The organism is Nocardioides lentus (genome assembly GCF_039529515.1).
Taxonomy (GTDB): Bacteria; Actinomycetota; Actinomycetes; order Propionibacteriales; family Nocardioidaceae; genus Nocardioides; species Nocardioides lentus.
On sequence record NZ_BAAAMY010000004.1, the window covers coordinates 134,650 to 156,012 of the forward strand.

Consider the following 21,363-nt stretch of genomic DNA (forward strand, 5'->3'; position numbering starts at 1 on the left):
CTCCTCGCGACGAGCGTCCGCCCCGGTCAGGCTCCTGGCTGCGGTCCGAGGACCCGGGATCGGGAGCCTCCGGTCCCCCTGTCGCGGGACGCCGGCCATGGCTAGGTTGAGACGCATGAGCGACGCCGTCGACGCGGCCCCGGGCCCGGTCCGGGTCTACCTGCTCGACGACCACGAGATCGTGCGGCGGGGGATCCGCGAGCTGCTGGAGGCGGAGGGCGACATCGAGGTCGTCGGGGAGTCGGGCTCCGCTCGGGACGCCGCCCGCCGCATCCCCGCGCTCCGACCCGACGTCGCGGTCCTCGACGGACGGCTGCCCGACGGCAGCGGCGTCGACGTCTGTCGCGAGATCCGCTCCCGCGACCCGCGGATCTCGGCGCTCATCCTCACGTCGTACGACGACGACGACGCCGTCTTCGCCGCGATCATGGCCGGCGCCAGCGGCTACGTGCTCAAGCAGGTGAGGGGCACCGACCTCGTCGACTCGGTCCGACGGGTGGCCGCCGGCCAGTCGTTGCTGGACCCCCAGGTGACGTCGCGGGTCCTCGACCGGGTGAGGAACGGGCCACCACGCAACGCCGCGCTCGACCAGCTGACGGCGCAGGAGCAGCGGATCCTGGGCCTCATCGGGCAGGGCCTGACCAACCGGCAGATCGCCGGGTCGATGCACCTGGCCGAGAAGACGGTCAAGAACTACGTGTCCGCGATGCTGGCCAAGCTGGGCCTGACGAGCCGCACCCAGGCTGCGCTGTACGCCGCGAAGCACGACGTCCCGCCGTCGTGACCGAGGACCCCCCGGGGCCGACCCCCCTCGACACCCGGCTGCTGCTCGAGGCGGCCTCGACGGTCGCGTCCGACCTCTCGCTCGACCGCGTCCTGTCCAACATCGTCGGCATCGCCGGACGGCTCCTCGGCGCCCGGTACGCCGCGCTCGGGGTGCTCAACCCGGGCTCCGGCCCCCGCCTGCGCACGTTCGTGCACCACGGCGTGTCGGACGACGTCGTGGCGACGATCGGCGAGCTCCCCACGGGCCACGGCCTGCTCGGGCTCATCATCGACCGGCCCGCGCCCCTGCGGCTCCACGACATCGCCGCGCACCCCGCCTCCTACGGGTTCCCGCCCCACCACCCCCCGATGCGCTCCTTCCTGGGGGTGCCGATCCGGGTGCGGGGGCGGGTGTTCGGCAACCTGTACCTGACGGAGAAGGACGGCTCGGCCGACTTCACCGAGGAGGACGTCGAGGTCGCGGTCGCCCTCGCGTCCTCGGCGGGGGTGGCGATCGAGAACGCCGAGCTCTACGAGGAGTCCGAGCACCGTCAGCGGTGGCTGGCGGCGAGCGCGGAGATCACGGCGGGGCTGGTCGGATCGCGGGACCCCAGGTCGTCCCTCGAGATGATCGCGGAGCGTGCCCGGGCCACGGCGAGCGCGGACTTCGCCTGGATCGTGGCGGGCGCCGGGCCGGAGGACCTCGAGGTGCACGCGGTGTCGGGGTTCGCCCCCGCGATGGCCGAGGTGGTCCGCGCCGCCGCCCTCAGCGGGACCCTCACCCAGCGGGTGGTGCGCACGGGTCGCGCGGCGGTCAGCGCGCACCTCGCCGGCGACGTCCGGGCCCAGCTGCCCGCCGTCGAGGGGTGGCCCGAGATCGGTGCGACGGTCGTCGTCCCGCTGAGCACGGCCGCCGGCGGGTGCGGGGCACTGGCGCTCGCCTGGGCCGCGGACCGTGGGGTCGACGTCGACCGCATCGACACGTCGCTGCCTGCGGGCTTCGCCGAGCAGGCCGCCCTCGCCCTCGAGGTGGGTCGCGGCCGCGACGACCGCGAGCGCGTGGCCCTGCTGGAGGACCGCGACCGGATCGCCCGGGACCTGCACGACCTCGTCATCCAGCGTCTGTTCGCGGTCGGCCTGGGGCTGCAGGGAGCGGCGAGGGCGGTGGTGGACGCCGAGGTCGCCGCGCGCATCGAGCGCGCCGTCGACGACCTCGACGCCACGATCCGTGACGTCCGCCGCACGATCTTCGACCTCGCCAGCGACGGCGAGGCGCCGGACCTGCAGAGCGAGGTCGAGCAGATCGTCGGGCGCGCCGGCACCACCCTCAAGCTGCGGCCGACGCTCGTCCTCGACGGGCCTGTCCGCTCGGCGGTCCCCGCCGAGGTGGCGCCCGACCTGCTCGCCGTGCTCGCCGAGGCGCTGTCGAACGCCTCGCGTCACGCCGACGCGACCGCGGTCGAGGTCCGCCTGGTGGTGGACGGGGCGTCGGTGCGTCTCGAGGTGGCCGACGACGGGACGGGCCTGCCCGTCGACCGGCACGAGAGCGGTCTCGGCTACATGCGCGACCGGGCCCACCGCCACGACGGCACGCTCACGGTCGGGTCCGGTCTCGGTGGCCGGGGCACCGGACTGGTCTGGACGGTGCCCCTGCTCGCCGGAGGGGGCGGGCCCGGGCCCTGACCGGGCGCGTCGGCACCGACCGGTCAGGCGGTCGGGCTCCCGGGCCACGACCCGAACGCGCGACCGGTGAGCTCGTCCGGGACGAGCCGGAAGAGCATCCGTCGCCGGTCGTCGGGCCAGGGCACGGGGGTGGGCCACCCCCCGGCCGGCTCGGGCTCGGCGCCGGTCCGCACGTGCTCGAGTCCTCCCCGGGCCAGCACGCTCCACCCGCTGCGTGTCGGTGCGTCCAGCTCGTCCGCCTCGAACGCGACCCGCCACCCGTGCAGGTGGACCGCCAGGCCGGTCCAGGTCGCGGTCCGCCACCAGATGGCCCCGTCGCGCACGACGTGGCTCACGGGGAGGACGACGGGTCCCCCCGACTCGACGTAGGCGACGCGCCCGACCGGTGTCGCGGCGAGCAGGTGCCAGCAGGAGTCGCGGGGGAGGCGCCGCACGGGGCCGGGGCCGGGGCCGGCCGGGGCCGGGCGAGGGGGAGCCATCGAGCCAGTCCAGCCGCTGCGGTGGGCGGCCGGCAGGGTCCGCGGACCTGCGTCGGTGGGACCTGCGTCGGTGGGACCTGCGTCGGGACGGTGCGGGCGCGGCCCGGCGCGTGGCACGGGGGCACGAGGAGGCCCGAGACCCGTCGGACGCTTCGCGACACGGCCCCCCCGGTCGCGCCTGGCGCGGGGTCCGGGCCTCCTCGTGCCCCCATCCCCCCACTCCCCACGGGGGGCGCGTCAGGGTCCGGGGTCACCGCTGCGCCGGGGCTCTCGTCCCTGGTGGCCGGTGGGGTGGCTCCCGAGGCTGGGCCCATGCCCCTCTACCGGTCCGTCTGGACCCCGGTGGCCGGCGCGGTCACCGCCGTCGCCGCGGCGGTCGTCCTGGTCGCGCGTGGTCCCGCCGTGCTGGCTGCGGAGGTCGTGCTGGTGTCGGTCGCCGGCCTCGTCGCCGGCCACGCTCTCCAGCCGGACCCGCGCCGCCGGTGGGAGACCGGGTGCCGGGTCGCCGTCGGTGCGTCGGCCACCACGCTCGTCGCCGTGGGCCTCGGGGAGCTGGTCGGCCCCGTGGCGCTGCTGGTGGCGCTGCTGGGCGCCGCGACCCACCCCGCCGGGGTCCCCGCCGTCGTCGGCGGGGCCGGCGCGCGACGGTGTCGGGGTGCGGCCCGTCCGGCGGGCGACCTGACGCTGCTCGACGAGCGGGTGCTCCTCCGGATGTGGCGCGAGAGCGACGCGCGGATGCGCCGCTGCTGGGACACCCCGGTGGCCGCCGCCGAGCTGGCCGACACGAGGCGCCGGCTCCTCGACGAGCTGCTCCGCCGGGACCCCGCACGCATGACCGCCTGGTGGCCCTGACCGTCCGACCCGTCCCGGCCCCGTCCCGGCCCCGTCCCGGTGCGGTCCCGCCGCGGCCGTCGGGCCCGAGCGGCAGACTGGGGGCACCGAGCCGCCCGCACCCGAGGAGCCACGTTGATCGTCATCACCGTCAAGAAGAAGCTGAAGCCCGGCGCGGCCGAGGACTACCTCGCCGCCAGCCGGCCGTTCCTCGAGGCGACCCGCGCCGAGCCCGGCAACCTGTGGTTCGAGCACTACCGCAGCGTCGAGGACCCCGACACCGTGCTGACCATCGAGGCGTTCGCCGACAAGGCCGCCGGCGAGGCCCACGTCGCGGCGCCGCACTTCCAGGACAGCCTCACCGACGACACCACCAAGCAGTACGTCGCCGAGGTCCCCGAGATCCTCTACGTCGACGTGCCGGACAAGGACGGCTGGGACCGGATGGCCGAGTTCTGAGGCGCACCGGGCCGCGGCCTCACCGCACGCTCGGGCGGTAGTGCAGCTCGAGGGTGTGCCCGTCGAGGACCCGGCTCCCGAGCAGCTCGAGGTCGAGGTCGCCCGCACCGGCCAGCACCGGGCTCGTCCCGGTGCGACCCGAGACCACCGGGAACACGGTGAGCTGCAGACGGTCGACGAGCCCGGCGGCCAGCAGCGCCCAGTTCAGCGACAGGCTGGCCTGCGAGCGCAACGGCACCGCGGAGGTCGCCTTGAGCCGACGCACGACCTCGACGCCGTCGCCGCGCTCCAGGGTCGCGTCGGGCCACCCGAGGGTGTCGTCGAGCGTCGCGGAGACCACGGTCGCCGGCATGCGGTGCAGCCGCCGGTTCCACTCGTCGAGGGCGTGCGGGTCGGTCCCGGCCGCCAGGGCCGGCGCGACCTCCCGGAAGGTCGTGGCCCCGAAGACGAGGTGCACCGGCTCCGCGAGCTGCTCGGCCCGGCGCGCGAGCAGCTCGGGTCCCTGACGGCCCCAGTAGCCGCCCCAGTCGCGCTCGCCGGGGCCCGCCGCGTACGAGCCGTGGCCGTCGAGCGTCGAGAACACGTCCCAGGTGTACGTCGCGGTCATGGCGCCTGCTCCTCGAGGTCACGGACGGGGCACGACCGGTCGACGCGCCCCCGACACCCACGACCGGGTCGGGGGCCTCGACTCATCGGTCGGCGTGCGGGTGCAGGACGACGCGGGCGAGGGTGGCGGGTCGCTGGTCGGGCCCGTCGAGGTGGCCGGTGACGTCGACGACGGCGAGGCCGCGTCCGGCGTGACGGACCGCGGCGGCGTACGCGAGGGTCGCGCCGACCGGGATCGCGCAGGTGTAGGCGAGGTGCAGCGAGGCCGTCGTCAGGTGCGCGGCGACCGCCCGCCGGGCGACGAGGTCGGACAGGCACAGCGAGATCCCGCCGTGGACGTTGCCGAGCGGGTTGGCGAGCACGTCGGGGACCACGAACGGCGCGCCGTCGGCGTACGCCCGGTCGAGCCAGGCGACCACGTCGCCGCTGCCCGCGACCCGCTCGTACGCCGAGGGCGCCGGGTCGGCGCCGGACAGCGGCACGAAGCGCCCGCGCTGGGTGCTCCGCGCGACGACGCGGTCGTGGTCGTCGACGAGGTGACCGGTGGCGTACGCGCCGAGGGCGTCGACGTGGTCGACCTCGGCGACCGCGGTGAGCTCGCCGCTCGTCGGCAGCGGCCCGAGGACGTCGAGGGTGATCTCCGCGCTGACCGACCAGCGGCCGTCGGGTCGGGTGGCGATGAGCGCGTAGCCGAGGACGTCGTCGACCAGCACGCCCAGCGCACCGGCCGCGGTGCGCCCGTCGCGCCCGGCGAGCCAGGGCCCGACGGGCATCGAGCCGGTGGTCCGGGTGCCGTCCTGCGCGATCGTGCCGAGCCGGAAGGCGTCTTCGGGGCCACCGTGCAGGGCCGGGAGCGGGCGCGGGGTGCTCACCGGGCCATCATGCGGGCGGGGTCGCGCGACCCGGGGCCGGGGCCGGGTCGGTGGGGCGGTGACGCACCAGGTCGAGCGCGAACCGCACGTACTGCGCGGCGACCTGCTCCGCGCTCGTGGGGCCGTCGGCGCGGAACCACTGCGGCAGGGCGGTGGTCATCGTGACCACCGCGCGGGCGGCCTCGTGCGGCGTGTCGGTGCCGAAGGCTCCCAGCCCGACCGCCGCCGCGACCTCGTCGTCGACCACCTGCTGCACCTGGCGGCGCGCGGTCGCGACCCGCTCGCGCGCGGCCGGCTCGAGGCTGCGCATCTCGCTGGCGCCGACGAAGCCGAGCTCGCGCCGGTGGGTGTGGAACAGCGCCAGGCACTCCACCACCAGCGCGAACCGGGTCACCGGGTGGGCCCCGTCGGCGCGGGCCGCGGTGACCCGCGCCAGGAGGTCGGTCATCGTCAGGTCCAGGATCGCCAGCAGCATCTCCTGCTTGCCGGCGTAGTGGTGGTAGAGCCCGGGCACGGAGAGGCCGGCCCGCTCCGCGATGGTCCGCATCGTCGCGCCGTGGTAGCCGAACTCCAGGAACGACGACAGTGCACCGGCGAGCGCCGGGTCGAGAGCGAGCGTCTCGAAGCGACGCCAGTCGGCGGTGGTGCGGGGACCGTCCACGGAGGCGGCGGGCCGGGCCGGCGGGCCGTCGTCGACGGGGGAGAAGAGCCGCTGCACCGGGACGTCGAGGAGGGTGGCGAGAGCGGCCACGCGCGCGCTGGAGGCGCCCGTGCGGCCGTTCTCGATCGCGCTGAGGGTGGCCACGCTGATCCCGAGCGGCGCGGCGACGTCGCGCAGGGTGAGTCCGCGGGCCAGGCGCAGCCCACGCGCGCTGGCCCCGAGCGCGCGGCGGTGCGCCGCCCGCGGGTCGTCGTCCTCCACGCCCCGGAGGATACGGCCGCGGTCGATTTCAGCAAACCTGAAAACCCCTCCGGCGCGGCGTGTCGTGCCGGCCGTCCGGCGAGCCTTGACACCTCTGGACGGGTCCAGCATCGTGACGTGGGTCATAGTGCGAGCCGAGCGCTCGTTCGGTCGACCCAGGAGGAACCATGCCCGAGGAATCCACCGCCCCCGCCGTCGGAGAGGTCCTGAAGGACGCCCCGAGCAACTGGGGCAAGTGGGGCGACGACGACGAGGTCGGCGCGCTGAACTACCTCGGCCCCGAGCAGGTCGTGGCCGCCGCCGGGCTGATCAGTGCCGGCAAGGTGTTCACGATCCAGCGCCTGATCGGCGACCCGAAGGGCGACCCGGTGTGGCCCGGCCGCTCGCCGGCCGAGCGCACCCAGATCCTCGACGAGGGCGACTGGGACGAGGGCGGCAAGGGCCCGTCGTTCCCGGGCGGTCTGCACTACGCGGACGACAAGATCAACGCGTTCCTCCAGGGCTCCACGCAGTACGACGCGCTCGGCCACGTCTGGTACGACGGCCTGCTGTGGAACGGCTACGACGCCCGCACCACCATCGGCGGTCTCGACAAGGCCAGCGTGCAGCCGATCGCGGAGAAGGGCGTCGTGGGGCGCGCCGTCCTGCTCGACATGGCCCGCTTCCGGGGCAAGCCCTACCTCGACTCGGCGGAGACGTTTACCCACACCGACCTCGAGGAGTGCGCGCGCTCGCAGGGCGTGGAGCTGCGCAAGCGCGACATCCTCGTCATCCGGACCAACTACCTCCAGCGCTTCTTCGAGCTGGGCGACGCGTTCTACGAGGGCTTCTGCGAGCCGGGCCTGGTCTACAGCCCCGAGCTGGTGCAGTGGTTCGCGGACATGGAGATCCCCAACCTCGTCACCGACACCATCGCCAACGAGGTCACGTTCGACCCGAACAACGGGGTGGCGCTGATGCTCCACAACGCCCTGATGCGCAACCTCGGCGTGACGCTGACGGAGATCGTCGACCTCGAGGAGCTGGCGGCGGACTGCGCCGAGGACTCCCGCTACGAGTTCTTCTACGCCGCCGCACCGCTCAAGGTCGCGAAGGGCAGCGGCTCGCCGGTCAATCCCATCGCCATCAAGTAGGCGCGTCGTGAGCGTGTACGACGAGCGTCCCTGGCTCGGGCTGTACGGCGACCTGCCGGCCGACCTCGCGCCCGAGCACGCGGACGGGCTCTCGCTGTTCCGGGCCGGGCTGGCGGCCGACCCGGACGGCGCGGCCGTCGTCTACTTCGACGGCACGCTGTCGCGCCGCGAGCTCGACGAGCAGAGCGACGCTCTGGCCTCCGCGCTGCTCGACCGGGGCTTCGCGCGCGGCGACCGGCTCGCGGTCTACCTGCAGAACGTGCCGCAGTTCGTGGTCTGCCTGGTGGCGACCTGGAAGGCCGGCGGGGTGATGGTCTCCATCAACCCGATGAGCCGCGCCCGGGAGCTGACCTACCTGCTCGCCGACTCCGGCGCGAGCGTCCTGGTCTGCCTCGAGAGCCTGTACGACGAGGTGGCCCGCGACGTGCTCGCCGCGGGCGACGCCGGGAGCGCGGTGTCGCTGGTGCTCACCACGAGCGAGCTCGAGCACCAGACGCGCCACGACGGGCGGCTGTTCGCCGGCGCCTCCCGGCGACGCCACGAGGGCACGACCGACCTGGCCACCCTCATCGACGAGCACCGGGGTCGGATCCCGCCGCCGGTCCGGCTGGGTCCCGACGATGTCGCCTTCCTGACCTACACCTCCGGCACGACCGGGGTCCCGAAGGGGGCGATGAACAGCCACGGCAACGTCGCGTTCACCGCCACCACCTACCGGGACTGGGCGCGGTTCGGACCGGGCGGCTCGATGCTGGGGATCGCCCCGCTGTTCCACATCACGGGGCTGATCGGCCACGTCGCGGTCAGCTTCGCGGCGCCGATGCCGCTGGTGCTCGCCTACCGCTTCGAGACCGACGTCGTGCTCGACGCGATGCTCGAGCACCGCCCGACGTACACGATCGGGGCGATCACCGCCCTGAACGCGCTGCTGGGCTCGCCGCGGTTCACGCGCGACCACGTCGCGTCGTTCGTCGCCGTCTACTCCGGGGGCGCGGCGATCTCGCCGACGGCCGAGCGCCGCTTCCGCGACGCGACGGGGCTGCAGGTCCACAACGCCTACGGGCTCACCGAGACGACCAGCCCGATGACGCTCACGCCGTTCGGCTCCCCGTCACCGGTGGACCCCACCTCGGGCGCGCTGTCCGTGGGGGTGCCGATCTGGAGCACGGTGGTGCGGATCGTGGGCGAGGACGGCGAGGACCTGCCGCTGGGGGAGGTCGGCGAGATCGTCGCCGACGGCCCGCAGGTGGTGCCGGGCTACTGGCGCAAGCCGGAGGAGACCGCCGCCAACCTCCCCGGCGGGGCCCTGCGGACCGGCGACGTCGGGTTCATGGACGCCGACGGCTGGATCTTCATCGTCGACCGCAAGAAGGACATGATCAACGCGTCCGGCTACAAGGTGTGGCCGCGCGAGGTCGAGGACGTGCTCGCCGAGCACCCCGACGTCCGCGAGTCCGCCGTGGTCGGGGTGCCCGACGAGCGGCGCGGGGAGACGGTCAAGGCGTTCGTCAGCCTGGTCCCCGGCTCGACGACCACCCCCGACGCGCTCGTCGCGCACTGCAAGGAGCGGATGGCGGCCTACAAGTACCCGCGTCAGGTGGTCGTGATCGACGAGCTGCCCAAGACCGTCACCGGCAAGATCCTGCGTCGCGAGCTGCGCGGCTGAGGCGCCGGCCCGGGACCGAAGGACACGAGGAGGGCGGGCCCTTCGACCCTGGGTCCCGGTGAGGGGACCGACGAGCCTCGGGAGTGCCCCGAGCCGTCGAGGAGGACCCGTTGCACAGCGTGCCGACGCGACCTCACGACCACCCGGGCCCCGGCCCCGGCACCCATGTCCGTCGGGGGCCCGGCGCCCGGTCGGACGTCCGGTCGGACGTCCGGTCGGACGTCCGGTCGGACGTCCGGTCGGACGTCCGGGCGGACGGGCCCGTCCGGCGGCTGCTGACGGCCGGCGTGGTCGTCCTGCTCGGGGTGGGTCTCGGCTCGGGGGCGGCGCTGGCCGCGGCGGGCCGTCTCGGCGAGGAGCCGGGAGGCGGCGGCGGGGGAGCCGACTCCCCGGCGTACGACGAGGCCACCCTCCCCGCCCCGCGGCCGCTCGTCGACCCGACGGCCGCGCTCGCCGGGTTCACGGACGCGCGGATGGCCGCCGCCCCGCCGGACCCGCTGGTCCTCGCCGACCAGCGCCTGTTCCGCGAGTGCCGGTGGGTGCTGGCGGCGGGACGCGCGCTCAGCACGTCCGACGACGCCGACCTGCGGCAGCGGGGCGAGTCGGTCGTCGACGGGCTCGAGGCGCGGCTCGCGATGCGCTCCTCGATCCTCGCGACCCACGACCCCCTGCGCTGGACGCCGCCGCCCTGGCGGGACCCGCACGCGCCGGCGCCGGGCGCGCAGCGCGACGCTGCGGCGCTCGCCGTCCTCGAGGAGCACACGGCCGGTGCCGACGACGCCGCTCGCGCCCTCGGGTTCGACCCGCACCTGCGGTCCGGGGCCGACGAGGCGTCCGTGGCCCCGTGGGCGTGCTGAGCGCCGCCGCGTCCACGCGCGGCCTGGTCGGGAGGCTCGCGCAGGTGCCCGGTGGCCGGGAGGCGGCCGACCGTCCTGTGGGGCTCCAGGACGAGGTCGACGTCGCCCGGGACCGCGGGCCGGTCCCACCGGGCGAGGAGGATCAGCCGGGCGAGGAGGATCAGCCGCCGTCGTGATGGGGGACGACCGCGACCGGAGCGGGGGTGTGACGCAGGAGGGCCCGCGCCACCGCCCCGAGCCGGGGACCGGCGGGCCCCAGGACGCCGGACCGTCGACCGATCACGGTGAGCCCGCTCGTGGCGGCTGCGGCGAGGAGGTGCTCCGAGGCCCGGCCGGTGCTCACCTCGACGCGCACCTCGAGGTCGGGCGGCACGGCGCGGAGCCCGGCGAGCCAGTCGTGCAGGTCCGCGGTCCGCCGCTCGTCGGTCACGATCCGGTACGTGGTCGCCCAGCCGATCTCCTCGGGGGCGTCCCAGGTGCTGACGACCCGCAGCGCGACACCGCGGCGGGAGGCGAACGACGCGGCCACCGCGATGCTCGCCGCGGCCCGCTCGAGGCGGGGGTGGCGGACGTGGCGGCCCGGCGCCCCCGCCGGGCCGGACCGCAGGTCCCCGGGGCGCAGGTCCACGCCGACCGCCACCGGGTCGGTGGTGTCGTGGTCCCCGGGCAGCGGCCAGTCGTCGGGCACGACGACGACCGGCACGGGGCTGCGCGAGGCCACCGTCAGCGAGGTGCTGCCCTCGGCCCACCGTCGTACGGCCCCGAGGCGGCGCTGGCCGACGACGACCAGCCGCGCCTCCCGGCCGCTGGTCAGGATCACCTCGGCGGCCCGTCCGGGGACCACCGCGGTGGTGACGGCAGGAGCGCCCCGTGCGGGCCCGTCGCGGCCCTCGCGCATCGCGCGCGCCAGGCGCTCCAGCTCGGCGGTCGCCCGTACGCGGTCGGGCTCGACGTAGGGCGTCGCCTGGTCGCCGAACGTCGGCGGGAGGGGGGCGTCCGGGCGGCAGGCGGCGAGCAGGAGCAGCCCGTGTCCCGAGGTCGCGGCCTCGGCGGCCGCCCAGGCCGGGGCACCCACCGGACGGCCGGACGCCGGGCCGGTCGGCGGCACCGGGTCCCGCCCCGCGTCGACGCCGACGACGACGCCGGTGTCGGGGAGGCGCTGGGCCGGGCCGGGCCCCGAGCCGGCGGGCGCCGGGGCGCCGTCGCGGTCCCGCGGTCGTGGGTGGCGGGTGGTGGTCATGGATCCTCCTGGACGCCCGTGGTCCCCCTGCCCCCAGGCTCGCCCCGGCGGCTCGCCGACGCACGGGCCGAAGGTCACCCGGCGGGCCGGGACCACGGCCCTGATCGGCCTCGTCCGACGGGCCACGGTGGAGCCACGCCGCGAGGAGCGGGGCGGGAGAAGGAGCGGGGAGGGGGCGGGCGCGTGGCGGTGGTCCGGCTCGGCTCGGGGGACCGGCACGGGCTCGACCTGCCGGTCCTCGCCGGCGTGCGGCCACGGAGCCGGTAGCCACGCCTCGGTCACCATGGACGGGTGACCTCCACCCCCGAGCGCGCGCGGTCGTCGCGCGACCGCCGGGTCGACCGGGCGCTCGTCGCCGCGATCGTGGTCCGCACGCTCTACGGCCTCGCGATGCTGCCCCTGATCCCGCTGCTGATCGGCCCGAACCCGCTGCTGCTCACCCTGCTGAGCGGGTCGACGGTCGCCGAGGTCGTCCTGGGAGCCCGGATCCGGGTGGGTGACGTGCCGTGGGCCCTCGCCCTCGCCGTCACCGTGCCGCTGTGGGTGCTGACCGACTGGCTCTACTGGGCCGCCGGTCGGCGGTGGGGCGACCGTGCGCTCGCGATGCTGACGCCGCGGGGCGATCCCGGTCGTGCGGCGGCACGGGCCGAGCGGGCCCACCGGGCGATGCACCGGCTGGGACCGGCCGGGGTGGTGCTGGCCAAGTTCCTGCCCGTGCCGACCCAGCTGTCCTACGCGGTGGCGGGGGCCGGGGGCATGCGGCTCCCCGTCTTTCTCGTGCTGAACCTGATCGGCGTGACCCTGGCCGCGGCCGGGACCCTCACGCTCGGCTACGCCGTGGGGGAGAGCGCGGTCGGGCTGGTGGAGTCCTTCCAGCAGTACGCCGGGATCTCGGCGCTGGCGCTCGTGGTGCTGCTGGTGGTCGTCCACCTCGTGCGTCGTCGGCGGATCCGCGCGCGGTCGCGCCGCGAGACGCTCAGGCCAGCAGCGCGGGGCGCCGGTCCGCGCCGACCAGCACCAGACGCCGGCCCGTGACCTGCCGCGGCACGACGCGGAGCCTCAGGACGCGTGAGCCGTCCGGCCACACGTCGACCGCCTCGCGGGGGATCTCGTCCTCGTCGTCGAAGAACGCGCGGCCGCGCACCAGCACGCTCCAGCCGGTGCGGGTGGTGGGCTCGGCGTGGTCGACCTGGAAGGCCACGGGCCGGTCGTCGCACTCGCGGGCGACGGTGCCGTACGGCAGGGTCCGCAGCAGCACCGTGAGGTCGTCGACGGCGTAGTTCATGGTGGCCACCGACAAGCCCTCCTGCCCGTTCCAGACCAGCCGGCCCACCTGCTGCGACTCCAGCAGGGGCCAGCAGCGCTCGGGGGAGATCTCCTCGTAGCGCGTCCGGGGTGTCCACCTGTCCACGGGGGCTCCTCGTCCGTCGGGCCCGGTGAGGTCCGGGCCCCTCGAGGATCGTCGCGGCGACCCGCCCCCGCTCAGCGCCGCGAGTCCGTCGTCGTGGGGACCTAGGTCCTCGCGCCCTCGTCGGTGTCGGGGGGCCTCAGTCGGCGAAGACCACGACGGGCTTCAGGACCTCACCGGACTCGCTGTCGGCGAAGCCGTCGTTGATGGCGTCGAAGTCGTAGGTCCTCACCAGCCGGTCGAAGGGGAAGCGTCCCTGCTCGTACAGGTCGATCAGGCGCGGGATGAAGCTCTGCGGCACCGAGTCGCCCTCGATGACCATGTGGAGCGTCTGCCCCGACAGCAGGGTGGTCCCGATGTCGACGGTCCCCTCGGTGCCCGGTGTCGTCGCGCCGACCATCGCGCCCTGGCCGAGGACGCCGAGGCAGTCCGACAGCTGGCGGAAGACCGTCGGGACACCGGTGGTGTCGAGCGCGAAGTCGGCGCCCCCGCCGGTGATCTCCCGGATCCGCTCCACCGCGTCCTCCTCGCGAGGGTCGACCGTGTGGGTCGCGCCCAGCTCGCGGGCCAGCGCGAGCCGCGAGCCCACCACGTCGACGGCGACGATCGTGGTCGCGTCCGCGACCACCGCGGCGAGCACGGCCGCGAGGCCCACCGCCCCGGCGCCGAAGACGACGACGCTGGAGCCGGCCGGCGGGTCCAGGCGGTTCAGGACGGCGCCGGCGCCGGTCTGGATGCCGCAGCCCAGGGGCGCGAGGAGCTCGAGCGGGGCCGACGCGGGGACGGTCACCAGGCACCGCTCGTAGACGTTGGCGTGCGTCGCGAACGACGACTGTCCGAAGAAGTGCGACGACACGGCCTCGCCGTCGCCGCCGGTGAACGCGGTGGAGCCGTCGGTGCGGCGCCCACCGAAGTTCAGCTCGTAGAAGGTCGCGCAGTAGGCCGGGTGACCGGTCAGGCACAGCCGGCAGGTGCCACAGCTGGCGAAGCTCATGACCACGTGGTCGCCGACCGCGACCGTCGTGACCCCGTCGCCGACGGCCTCCACGACCCCCGCGCCCTCGTGGCCCAGCACCGCCGGCAGCGGCACGTCGTACCACTGGTCGCGCACGATCGCGTCGGTGTGGCAGATCCCGCTGGCCCTCAGCCTGACCCGCACCTCGCCGGGCCGGGGGTCGTCGAGCTCGAGCTCGCGCATCTCGAGGGGCTGTCCCTCGCCGGGGACGACGGCGGCAGTGATCCTCACGGGCTTCTCCTCAGGTCCGGACGGGCGCTCCGGAGGCACGCTAGCGCCGCTCACGTCTGGCGGGGGCCCCGTCTGGGCACCGGACCGGAACCGCACATCCAGGGACCATCCAGGGACGGGGGCCCCGTGCACTTCCACGTCTGGCAGTCGGTGATCGGGGAGGCGCCCGAGGACCTGGGCGGCCCGTTCGCGCTGCCCTACCCGACGCCGCGGCCGACGTTCGACACGGCGGCCGGGGCGGTGGACGCGGCCTCGGGCACGGCGTACGAGCGGTGGGGGGTGCCGGCCGAGGCCCACGTCGAGGCCGCGCTGCTGACGGAGATGTCCCGCGACGCGCACCTGCAGGACCAGGGCGCCCTGGCGAGCTGGCGTGAGCCCGACGGCGAGGGTGCGGTGTGGCGGCTCGAGGCCTGCCGCTGCGTCGACGGGCTCCTGGCCCAGATCTTCGCGACCTACGACTGAGCGGCCCGCGCCCCACGCCGGACGACGGCCGGGGTGCGGCCCCACCACCGGCGCGCCAGGCGGGTCAGCACGGCCTGCTCCGCGACGCCGACGAGGCGGGCCACCTGCGCGAGGGGGAGGTCGGTCGTCGTGAGGTAGCGGTGCGTCTCCTGGCGTCGGACGTCGTCGAGCACGGCGGTGAAGCTCGTCCGCTCCTCGGCGAGCCGCCGCTGCAGCGTGCGGGGGTGCACGCCCAGCAGCCGCGCCACCTGGCCGACCTCCGGGGCGCCCGTGCCGAGCAGCTGCTGCACCGCGCCGCGCACGCGCGGGGTCACGGCGTCCCCGGAGGCCGGCACCTGCCGGTCCAGGTGCTCGAGCGCGACCCGGCGCAGGGTGTCGTCACGCCCGGCCAGCGGCAGCGCGCCGAGGCTCGACGGCATCCGCAGCAGGGCCGAGGGGCGGTCGAAGCGCACCCGGGCGCCGAAGAAGTCCTCGTACGCCGCGCGCGGCGCGGCCGGCGGGTGCGGGAGGTCGACGCTGCGCAGGCCGTAGCCGCCGCCGACCAGCGACCGGATGATCCGGTGCAGCGTGCCGAGGCTGAGCGTCGTGCCCTGCGGGGGAGGGGTGAGGCCGGGCGCGGTGAGGTCGTAGCGCAGGCCGTCCACGCCGGCCACGCCCTCGGGGTCGTCGACGACGGTGATGCGCATCGCCGGGGCGTGCACGAACAGGTAGCGCGAGGTGCACGCCACCGCGTCCGCCACGGTCGGCGAGCTCTCGATGGCGAGCGCGAGCGCACCCAGCATCGACAGGTCCTGCCGCTCCGCGACGCGGAGCCCGAGGTCGCCGCGCCCCAGCTCGTCGGCCGCCAGCTCCAGCACCGTGGCGACCGCGACGTCGTCGACGAGCAGGTCGTCGGTGTCCAGCGCGGCCGGGTCGAGGCGGGCCTGCCGGGCGAGGTCGTCGGCGTCGCCGCCCAGCTCGGTCACGACCGCGCGGAAGCCGCGCAGCCCGGCGGAGCGGATGACGCTGTGACCGGCGGGGAGCATGTCGTCCAGGATCAACCATGTGTCGCGCTCGATCAAGAACGAGGCGTCGCGCCGCGCCAGGATGGGAGCATGAGCACGACACGCGAGACCCTGCCCGACCACGTCGGCGTCGTCGTCGTCGGCGCCGGCCTGTCCGGCATCGGCGCCGGCTACCGGCTCCAGACCGAGGTCGCCGACCGCGACTACCTGATCCTGGAGTCACGCGAGGCCATGGGCGGCACGTGGGACCTCTTCAGCTACCCGGGTGTCCGCTCCGACTCCGACATGTTCACCCTCGGCTACGAGTTCAAGCCCTGGCGCGAGCCGAAGTCGATCGCCGACGGCCCCACGATCCTGCGCTACATCCAGGAGACCGCCGCGGAGTTCGGCATCGACGAGCGCATCCGCTACGGCACCAAGGTCGTGGCCGCGGACTTCGTCACCGCCGAGGCCCGCTGGCACCTCACCCTGCGGCGCGACGGCGAGGAGGTCGCGATGACCTGCGACTTCCTCTACTCCTGCGCCGGCTACTACGACTACGACGAGACCTACACCCCCGCGCTGCCGGGGCTCGAGGACTTCGCCGGCACCGTCGTGCACCCGCAGTTCTGGCCCGCCGACCTCGACTACGCCGGGCAGCGCGTCGTCGTCGTCGGCTCCGGTGCCACCGCGGTCACCCTTGTCCCCTCGATGGTCCGCGACGACGAGACCACCGGCGTGCGCCGGGCCGCGCACGTGACGATGCTGCAGCGCAGCCCCACCTGGATCAGCGCCGTGCCGAGCCGCGACGCGACCGCCGACCGGCTCCGCGCGGTGCTGCCCGCCCGGCTCGCGCACCGGCTCGTGCGCGCCAAGAACATCACCTTCGGCACGGCCTTCTACCAGTTCTGCCGCCGCTACCCCGACCGCGCGCGGTCCCTGCTGACGTCGATGACGACGAAGATCCTCGGCGACCCGCAGCTGGTCGCCGACCACTTCACCCCGTCGTACGACCCGTGGGACCAGCGCCTGTGCGCGGTGCCGAGCGCCGACCTCTTCAAGGCCATCACGGCGGGCGACGCCGAGGTCGTCACCGACACCATCGACACCTTCGTGCCCGAGGGCGTCCGGCTCGCCTCCGGTCGCGTGCTGCCCGCCGACGTCGTCGTCACCGCGACCGGCCTCCAGCTGCTCGCCTTCGGCGGCATCGAGCCGCACGTCGACGGCGAGCGCGTGCCGCTCTCGGAGCAGTTCGTCTGGCAGGGAGCGATGATGACCGGCGTGCCGAACTTCGCGGTCTGCATCGGCTACACCAACGCCTCCTGGACGCTGCGCGCCGACCTCTCGCACCGGCTCGTCACCAAGGTGCTGCGGTGGATGGCCGACACCGGCGCCGCGACGGTCGAGCCGTCGCCCGACCGCGACCTGACCGAGCGCCCGCTGCTCGACCTCGCCGCCGGCTACGTCCAGCGCTCGATCGACGCCTTCCCGCGCCAGGGGGACTCCGGGCCGTGGCGGGTGCGCCAGAACTACGTCCTGGACTCGCTCACCACGATGCGCGCCAACCTCCGCCGCGACCTGCGCACCACGGCGTACGGCGACCTCCCGGACGGCGCCGCCGACCGGGCCGGGGGCAGCGCGCGCCGGGAGGTGGCGGTCTGATGCCCGCGACCGTGCCCACCACGACGCCCACCACCCTCCCCGCCACGATGCGCGCGCAGCGCCTCGACACCGCGACCCTCACCTTCGAGGTCACCGACGTCGCCGTGCCCGAGCCCGGCCCGGGCGAGGTGCTGATCGAGGTCGCGTTCTGCGGGATCTGCCACTCCGACCTGTCGCTGCTCGACGGCACCTTCCCGGCCATGGGCCCGCCCGTGATCACCCAGGGTCACGAGGCGTCGGGGACCATCGCCGCGCTCGGCCCCGGCGTCGAGGGCTGGGCGGTCGGCGACCGGGTCGTGCCCGCCGCCGGTCGCCCCTGCGGCCGCTGCGCGGCCTGCCGCCGCGCGCAGTACGGCCGGTGCACCGCGCTCGCGCTCATGGCCTTCGCCTACGACGGCGCGTGGGCGCAGTACACCCTCGCCCAGGCCCTCGGGCTGACCCGGATCCCCGACGGCGTCTCGATGGAGCAGGCGGCGATCCTCGCCGACGCCGTCTCCACGCCGTACGGGGCCGTGGTGCACACCGCGGACCTGCGGGTGGGGGAGTCCGTCGGTGTCTGGGGCGCCGGCGGCGTCGGCACCCACGTGGTGCAGATCGCGCGCCTCGTCGGTGCGACCCCGATCGTCGCCGTCGACCTCGACCCCGTGGTGCGACAGCGGGCGCTGGACCTCGGCGCCGACCTGGCCCTGGACTCCCGCGACCCCGACCTGGCGGCGCGGATCCTCGAGGTCACCGGTGGGGAGGGACTCGACGCGGCGTTCGACGCCGTGGGGCTCGCGGTGACCTTCGAGCAGGCCCTCGCCTCCCTCGGCAACGGCGGCCGCCTGGTCGGCGTCGGCATGAGCGCCGAGGAGATGTCCCTGGGCTCGAGCATGCTGTTCAACCTCGGACGCACCCAGGTGCGCGGCCACCTCGGCTACGACGTCGCGGACATCGGGGTCCTCGCGCGCCTGGTCTCGACCGGTCGGCTGGACCTGTCGCGCTCCATCAGCGGCGTCGTGGACCTCGAGGACGTGGCGGAGGGCATCCGGGTGCTGAAGGAGCGTGAGGGGAGCCCGGTGCGGATCCTCGTGCGCCCCTGAGGTCGGCGACGCCGTGGCAGCCGTACGCCGCGGCGGCCAGCAGGAGGACCATCACGACGACGAGGTCGAGCACCGACGCCCCCGCGACCAGGTAGGCCGACCAGCTGACGGTGGCGCCCAGCAGCACCACCGCCAGGACGACGTCGAGCCACCAGCCGGCGGCGGCGTCACGGGCGGCGTCACGGGCGGCATCACGGGGAGGAGTCGTGACCATCCGCCCACGGTAGGCGCTGCGACCGGACGTCGAGGCCGAACGGTGATGTCACCGGACCAGACCGGTGGGACGGTCCCGGCGCGCGGCCTATCGTGACCCCGTGCGCCTCCTCCGCCCCGCCGCCGCGGCCCTCCTCGCCCTCGCCACCGTCGCCGGGACGGCCGCCACGACCGCCGTACCCACGGCGGTCGCTGCGGTCGCGGGGTCGGCGGCCCCGGTGGACACCGCGGACCTGGCCGTCACCGGCTTCGCCCTCGGCAGCCTGAGGAACGGCACGCTCGACCGCGACGCGGACGTGCTCGACACGGTGACGGTGGCCGGCGTCGGGCTGCGGGCCGCGGGCGACTCGGTCGCGCCGACGACCCCCGACATGGCGCGGGTCCGCGCCGCTGCCGAGGCGCGAGGCCTGGCCACGGAGCTCGTCGTCAGCAACTACAGCAACCGCCTGGAGGACTTCGACCCCCGGGCGGTCCACCGGCTGCTCGGCGACCCGGACCACGTCGCGGCCGTGGCCCGCCAGGTCGCCGACCGCGCCACCGACGGCGGCTGGGGCGGCGTCAACGTCGACCTGGAGCGGGTCCGCGCGAGCGACGCCGCGGGCCTGACCGACTTCGTCGAGGCCGTCGACGCCGCGCTCCCGCAGACCTCCACCGTCTCCGTCGACGTCAGCGCGGCCACCTCCACCCGCCAGTACCGTCAGCGCGGTTACCACCTCGGCGGCCTCGGCCGCGCGGCCGACGTCGTCGTGCTGATGACCTACGACCTCCACGGCCCGACCTGGTCCGGCGCCGGCCCGATCGGCGACCTGCGCTGGCAGCGCCGGGTCGTCGAGGCCGCCTCGGAGCACGTCGACCCGGCCCGGCTCGACCTCGGGGTCGCGGGCTACGGCTACACCTGGCCCCGTCGCGGTACCGGCCGCACCCTCACCCCGGCCGGCGCCCGGCGCCTGGCCGAGCGCGACGGGGTCCGCCCGCGCTGGCACGCCGACAGCGCCGAGTGGTCCGTCGTGCTGCGCGACGGCACCCGGATCCGGTGGTCCGACGGCCGCTCCTACCGCACCCGCGTGCGGCTCGCGGACCGCCTCGGGCTGCACGGCGTGGCCGTGTGGCGGCTCGGCTCGGCGGACCCGTTGGTCTAGGCCGTCCCCGTCAGGGCTGCGGCCGGCTCCCGGGCGGCGACCCGCGCGGCGACCGCGCGCGCCGCGACCCGGCCGGCGCGGTTGGCGCCGATCGTGCTGGCCGAGGGGCCGTAGCCGACCAGCTGCACCCGCGGGTCCGCCACGGCGGTGGTGCCGTCGAGTCGGATCCCGCCGGCGGGCGACCGCAGGCCGAGCGGCGCGAGGTGGGCCACCGCGGGCCGGAAGCCGGTCGCCCAGAGCACCACGTCGGCGTCCCAGCGGTCGCCGTCGTCCCACACGACGCCGTCGCGGTCGAGCCGCGCGAACACCGGGTGCCGCTCGTAGGCGCCGAGCCGCTCGGCGGCCCGCTCCTGGTCGCGGAGGGCGAGACCGGTGACGCTGACGACGCTGCGCGGGGGCAGGCCCCGTCGTACGCGGTCCTCGACCATGGCCACCGCGGCCCGGCCGGCCTCGGCGTCGAAGTCGTCCCTGCGCCACACCGGGGGACGCCGGGTCACCCAGAGCGTCGCGGCGGCGACCGGCGCGACCTCGCCGAGCAGCTGGACCGCGGAGGCCCCGCCCCCGACGACGACCACGCGTCGCCCGGCCATCTCCCCGGGCCCGCGGTAGTCGGCCGTGTGCAGCTGGCGGCCGGCGAACGTCGCCATCCCCGGGTACGACGGGACGAACGGCCGCGTCCACGTGCCGGTCGCGTTGACCAGGGCCCGCGAGCGCCACGTGCGGTCCCCGGCGCGGGTCACGAGCAGCTCGTCGTCGGAGACGACCTCGTCGACGGCGACCGGTCGCACGACCGGCAGCTCGAAGCGACGCTCGTAGTCGGCGAAGTACGCCGGGACGACGCGGTTGGCCCGGCCGGACGGCGGACCGCCGTCCTCGCCGAGGGGCGGGTCGACCCCCGGCAGCGCGGCCACCCCGTGGACGTCCTGCATCGCCAGCGAGTCCCAGCGGTGCTGCCACGCCCCGCCCGGGGCCGCGTCGGCGTCGAGGACGACGTGGGAGAGCCCGAGCCGACGCAGGTGGTACGACGCCGACAGCCCGGCCTGTCCCGCCCCGACCACCACCGCGTCGTACGTCTCCACACCGACCTCAACGCCGGGTCCGCGCCGGGTAGTCCGCGACCGACGGCCGGGGTCGTGGGCCACCCGGCGTCCCCACCCCACGCGCCGGGCGGCGGCTGTGGAGAGCCGCCGCGGGCCGTCGGTGACCGGACCGAGGATCTCTCCCATGGAGACGACCAGCGGCACGACACCGACGACACCGACAGCACCGGCGACGGACCCGACGAGCGGCACGACGGCGGCGGGTGGACCCGGGCCCGGGCTGACGACGGGGGAGACGGTCGAGACCCCCGACGGGCGCCGGGTGCGGGTGACCGAGAGGGCGGCCGCCTGCCTGCCCCGGGTCCGCGCGCACCTGCTCGGCCTGGCGCGGGCGGGGGAGACCACCACCTACGGGGCGCTCGTGCGCGACCTCGCGCTTCCCTACCCGGCGGTGGGCCTGGGGCGGCTGCTCGACCTGGTCGCCGCCGACTGCGCGCGGCGCGGGGAGCCGGGGCTCGACGCGGTGGTGGTGGCGGCAGGGTCCGCCCCCGACCCGGCCGTGGCGCGGGTGCACCGGCACTGGAGGGGCTGAGCCCCGCCCACCGCCGCCCCGCC

The 21,363-nt window shown here is 75.8% G+C and carries 22 protein-coding genes; 13 read left to right on the forward strand and 9 right to left on the reverse strand.

Features of this window, described 5'->3' with window-relative positions; genetic code table 11:
• Positions 1 to 115 precede the first annotated feature (115 nt).
• Positions 116 to 784, forward strand: coding sequence for a response regulator (locus tag ABD158_RS07430; RefSeq protein WP_344005696.1), 669 nt, complete (start codon positions 116 to 118; stop codon positions 782 to 784).
• Entirely contained in the window at positions 781 to 2,448 is a 1,668-nt protein-coding gene (locus tag ABD158_RS07435) for a sensor histidine kinase (protein WP_344005698.1), read from the forward strand. The genes ABD158_RS07430 and ABD158_RS07435 overlap by 4 nt, the downstream gene beginning before the upstream one ends.
• A gap of 23 nt (positions 2,449 to 2,471) precedes the next feature.
• Here ABD158_RS07435 and ABD158_RS07440 read toward each other — a convergent pair whose 3' ends face one another.
• Complete coding sequence (locus tag ABD158_RS07440) at positions 2,472 to 2,927, reverse strand: pyridoxamine 5'-phosphate oxidase family protein (RefSeq protein ID WP_344005700.1); 456 nt, start codon at positions 2,925 to 2,927, stop codon at positions 2,472 to 2,474.
• A gap of 312 nt (positions 2,928 to 3,239) precedes the next feature.
• Between ABD158_RS07440 and ABD158_RS07445 the strand changes: the two genes are divergently transcribed.
• Together ABD158_RS07445 and ABD158_RS07450 are read left to right on the forward strand one after the other, a co-directional pair.
• Positions 3,240 to 3,779 (forward strand): hypothetical protein, encoded by a 540-nt coding sequence (locus tag ABD158_RS07445; protein ID WP_344005702.1) that lies wholly within the window; start codon positions 3,240 to 3,242, stop codon positions 3,777 to 3,779.
• 114 nt (positions 3,780 to 3,893) lie between these two features.
• Entirely contained in the window at positions 3,894 to 4,217 is a 324-nt protein-coding gene (locus ABD158_RS07450; RefSeq protein ID WP_344005704.1) for a putative quinol monooxygenase, read from the forward strand.
• Positions 4,218 to 4,236: 19 nt separating this feature from the next.
• Here the strand turns inward: ABD158_RS07450 and ABD158_RS07455 are convergent, their stop codons facing one another.
• The 3 genes from ABD158_RS07455 to ABD158_RS07465 all read right to left on the reverse strand — a co-directional run bounded on the left by ABD158_RS07455 (position 4,237) and on the right by ABD158_RS07465 (position 6,617).
• A complete protein-coding gene (locus ABD158_RS07455) occupies positions 4,237 to 4,824 on the reverse strand; it encodes a dihydrofolate reductase family protein (protein ID WP_344005706.1) in 588 nt (195 codons plus the stop codon).
• Positions 4,825 to 4,906: 82 nt separating this feature from the next.
• Positions 4,907 to 5,695 (reverse strand): PaaI family thioesterase, encoded by a 789-nt coding sequence (locus ABD158_RS07460; protein WP_344005708.1) that lies wholly within the window; start codon positions 5,693 to 5,695, stop codon positions 4,907 to 4,909.
• Positions 5,696 to 5,702: 7 nt separating this feature from the next.
• Entirely contained in the window at positions 5,703 to 6,617 is a 915-nt protein-coding gene (locus tag ABD158_RS07465) for a TetR-type transcription factor C-terminal domain-containing protein (protein WP_344005709.1), read from the reverse strand.
• 167 nt (positions 6,618 to 6,784) lie between these two features.
• Between ABD158_RS07465 and ABD158_RS07470 the strand changes: the two genes are divergently transcribed.
• The 3 genes from ABD158_RS07470 to ABD158_RS07480 all read left to right on the forward strand — a co-directional run bounded on the left by ABD158_RS07470 (position 6,785) and on the right by ABD158_RS07480 (position 10,273).
• Positions 6,785 to 7,750: a cyclase family protein gene (locus ABD158_RS07470; protein ID WP_344005711.1), complete on the forward strand. Its 966-nt coding sequence runs from the start codon at positions 6,785 to 6,787 to the stop codon at positions 7,748 to 7,750.
• A gap of 7 nt (positions 7,751 to 7,757) precedes the next feature.
• Positions 7,758 to 9,416 (forward strand): class I adenylate-forming enzyme family protein, encoded by a 1,659-nt coding sequence (locus ABD158_RS07475; protein WP_344005713.1) that lies wholly within the window; start codon positions 7,758 to 7,760, stop codon positions 9,414 to 9,416.
• Positions 9,417 to 9,703: 287 nt separating this feature from the next.
• A complete protein-coding gene (locus tag ABD158_RS07480) occupies positions 9,704 to 10,273 on the forward strand; it encodes a hypothetical protein (RefSeq protein ID WP_344005715.1) in 570 nt (189 codons plus the stop codon).
• A 160-nt stretch (positions 10,274 to 10,433) separates the two neighbouring features.
• Here ABD158_RS07480 and ABD158_RS07485 read toward each other — a convergent pair whose 3' ends face one another.
• Entirely contained in the window at positions 10,434 to 11,513 is a 1,080-nt protein-coding gene (locus ABD158_RS07485; RefSeq protein WP_344005717.1) for a universal stress protein, read from the reverse strand.
• A 291-nt stretch (positions 11,514 to 11,804) separates the two neighbouring features.
• Between ABD158_RS07485 and ABD158_RS07490 the strand changes: the two genes are divergently transcribed.
• Positions 11,805 to 12,548: a DedA family protein gene (locus ABD158_RS07490; protein ID WP_344005719.1), complete on the forward strand. Its 744-nt coding sequence runs from the start codon at positions 11,805 to 11,807 to the stop codon at positions 12,546 to 12,548.
• Here ABD158_RS07490 and ABD158_RS07495 read toward each other — a convergent pair.
• Both ABD158_RS07495 and ABD158_RS07500 read right to left on the reverse strand, forming a co-directional pair.
• The gene (locus ABD158_RS07495) at positions 12,490 to 12,924 is read right to left on the reverse strand and encodes a pyridoxamine 5'-phosphate oxidase family protein (protein WP_344005721.1); all 435 of its coding nucleotides are present in this window, start codon (positions 12,922 to 12,924) and stop codon (positions 12,490 to 12,492) included. The two genes, ABD158_RS07490 and ABD158_RS07495, sit on opposite strands and share 59 nt — an antisense overlap.
• 136 nt (positions 12,925 to 13,060) lie before the next feature.
• Positions 13,061 to 14,167: an NAD(P)-dependent alcohol dehydrogenase gene (locus tag ABD158_RS07500; RefSeq protein ID WP_344005723.1), complete on the reverse strand. Its 1,107-nt coding sequence runs from the start codon at positions 14,165 to 14,167 to the stop codon at positions 13,061 to 13,063.
• 126 nt (positions 14,168 to 14,293) lie between these two features.
• Between ABD158_RS07500 and ABD158_RS07505 the strand changes: the two genes are divergently transcribed.
• Positions 14,294 to 14,629 (forward strand): hypothetical protein, encoded by a 336-nt coding sequence (locus ABD158_RS07505; RefSeq protein WP_344005724.1) that lies wholly within the window; start codon positions 14,294 to 14,296, stop codon positions 14,627 to 14,629.
• Here the strand turns inward: ABD158_RS07505 and ABD158_RS07510 are convergent.
• Complete coding sequence (locus ABD158_RS07510) at positions 14,620 to 15,654, reverse strand: AraC family transcriptional regulator (protein WP_344005726.1); 1,035 nt, start codon at positions 15,652 to 15,654, stop codon at positions 14,620 to 14,622. The two genes, ABD158_RS07505 and ABD158_RS07510, sit on opposite strands and share 10 nt — an antisense overlap.
• Positions 15,655 to 15,723: 69 nt before the next feature.
• Between ABD158_RS07510 and ABD158_RS07515 the strand changes: the two genes are divergently transcribed.
• The 3 genes from ABD158_RS07515 (at position 15,724) to ABD158_RS07525 (ending at position 19,708) form a co-directional block, all read left to right on the forward strand.
• Positions 15,724 to 17,274 carry a flavin-containing monooxygenase gene (locus ABD158_RS07515; protein ID WP_344005728.1) on the forward strand — a complete coding sequence of 517 codons (1,551 nt, stop codon included), beginning with the start codon at positions 15,724 to 15,726 and terminating at the stop codon, positions 17,272 to 17,274.
• On the forward strand, positions 17,274 to 18,356 hold the full coding sequence (locus ABD158_RS07520; RefSeq protein WP_425573162.1) for a zinc-binding dehydrogenase: 1,083 nt from the start codon (positions 17,274 to 17,276) through the stop codon (positions 18,354 to 18,356). The genes ABD158_RS07515 and ABD158_RS07520 overlap by 1 nt, the downstream gene beginning before the upstream one ends.
• 314 nt (positions 18,357 to 18,670) lie before the next feature.
• Positions 18,671 to 19,708 carry a glycosyl hydrolase family 18 protein gene (locus ABD158_RS07525; RefSeq protein WP_344005730.1) on the forward strand — a complete coding sequence of 346 codons (1,038 nt, stop codon included), beginning with the start codon at positions 18,671 to 18,673 and terminating at the stop codon, positions 19,706 to 19,708.
• Here the strand turns inward: ABD158_RS07525 and ABD158_RS07530 are convergent.
• The gene (locus ABD158_RS07530; RefSeq protein WP_344005732.1) at positions 19,705 to 20,787 is read right to left on the reverse strand and encodes an FAD-dependent oxidoreductase; all 1,083 of its coding nucleotides are present in this window, start codon (positions 20,785 to 20,787) and stop codon (positions 19,705 to 19,707) included. The genes ABD158_RS07525 and ABD158_RS07530 overlap by 4 nt on opposite strands.
• 145 nt (positions 20,788 to 20,932) lie before the next feature.
• On the opposite strand from ABD158_RS07530, the gene ABD158_RS07535 reads away from it, so the two are divergent.
• A complete protein-coding gene (locus ABD158_RS07535; RefSeq protein WP_344005734.1) occupies positions 20,933 to 21,340 on the forward strand; it encodes a hypothetical protein in 408 nt (135 codons plus the stop codon).
• Positions 21,341 to 21,363 lie beyond the last annotated feature (23 nt).

Bases quoted from the DNA above. Each gene is read 5' to 3' on its own strand.
- ABD158_RS07430 (WP_344005696.1), top strand. From the start codon at position 116: ATGAGCGACGCCGTCGACGCGGCCCCGGGCCCGGTCCGGGTCTACCTG.
- ABD158_RS07440 (WP_344005700.1), bottom strand. From the start codon at position 2,927: ATGGCTCCCCCTCGCCCGGCCCCGGCCGGCCCCGGCCCCGGCCCCGTG.
- ABD158_RS07445 (WP_344005702.1), top strand. From the start codon at position 3,240: ATGCCCCTCTACCGGTCCGTCTGGACCCCGGTGGCCGGCGCGGTCACC.
- ABD158_RS07455 (WP_344005706.1), bottom strand. From the start codon at position 4,824: ATGACCGCGACGTACACCTGGGACGTGTTCTCGACGCTCGACGGCCAC.
- ABD158_RS07470 (WP_344005711.1), top strand. From the start codon at position 6,785: ATGCCCGAGGAATCCACCGCCCCCGCCGTCGGAGAGGTCCTGAAGGAC.
- ABD158_RS07485 (WP_344005717.1), bottom strand. From the start codon at position 11,513: ATGACCACCACCCGCCACCCACGACCGCGGGACCGCGACGGCGCCCCG.
- ABD158_RS07510 (WP_344005726.1), bottom strand. From the start codon at position 15,654: ATGCTCCCCGCCGGTCACAGCGTCATCCGCTCCGCCGGGCTGCGCGGC.
- ABD158_RS07515 (WP_344005728.1), top strand. From the start codon at position 15,724: ATGAGCACGACACGCGAGACCCTGCCCGACCACGTCGGCGTCGTCGTC.
- ABD158_RS07520 (WP_425573162.1), top strand. From the start codon at position 17,274: ATGCCCGCGACCGTGCCCACCACGACGCCCACCACCCTCCCCGCCACG.
- ABD158_RS07535 (WP_344005734.1), top strand. From the start codon at position 20,933: ATGGAGACGACCAGCGGCACGACACCGACGACACCGACAGCACCGGCG.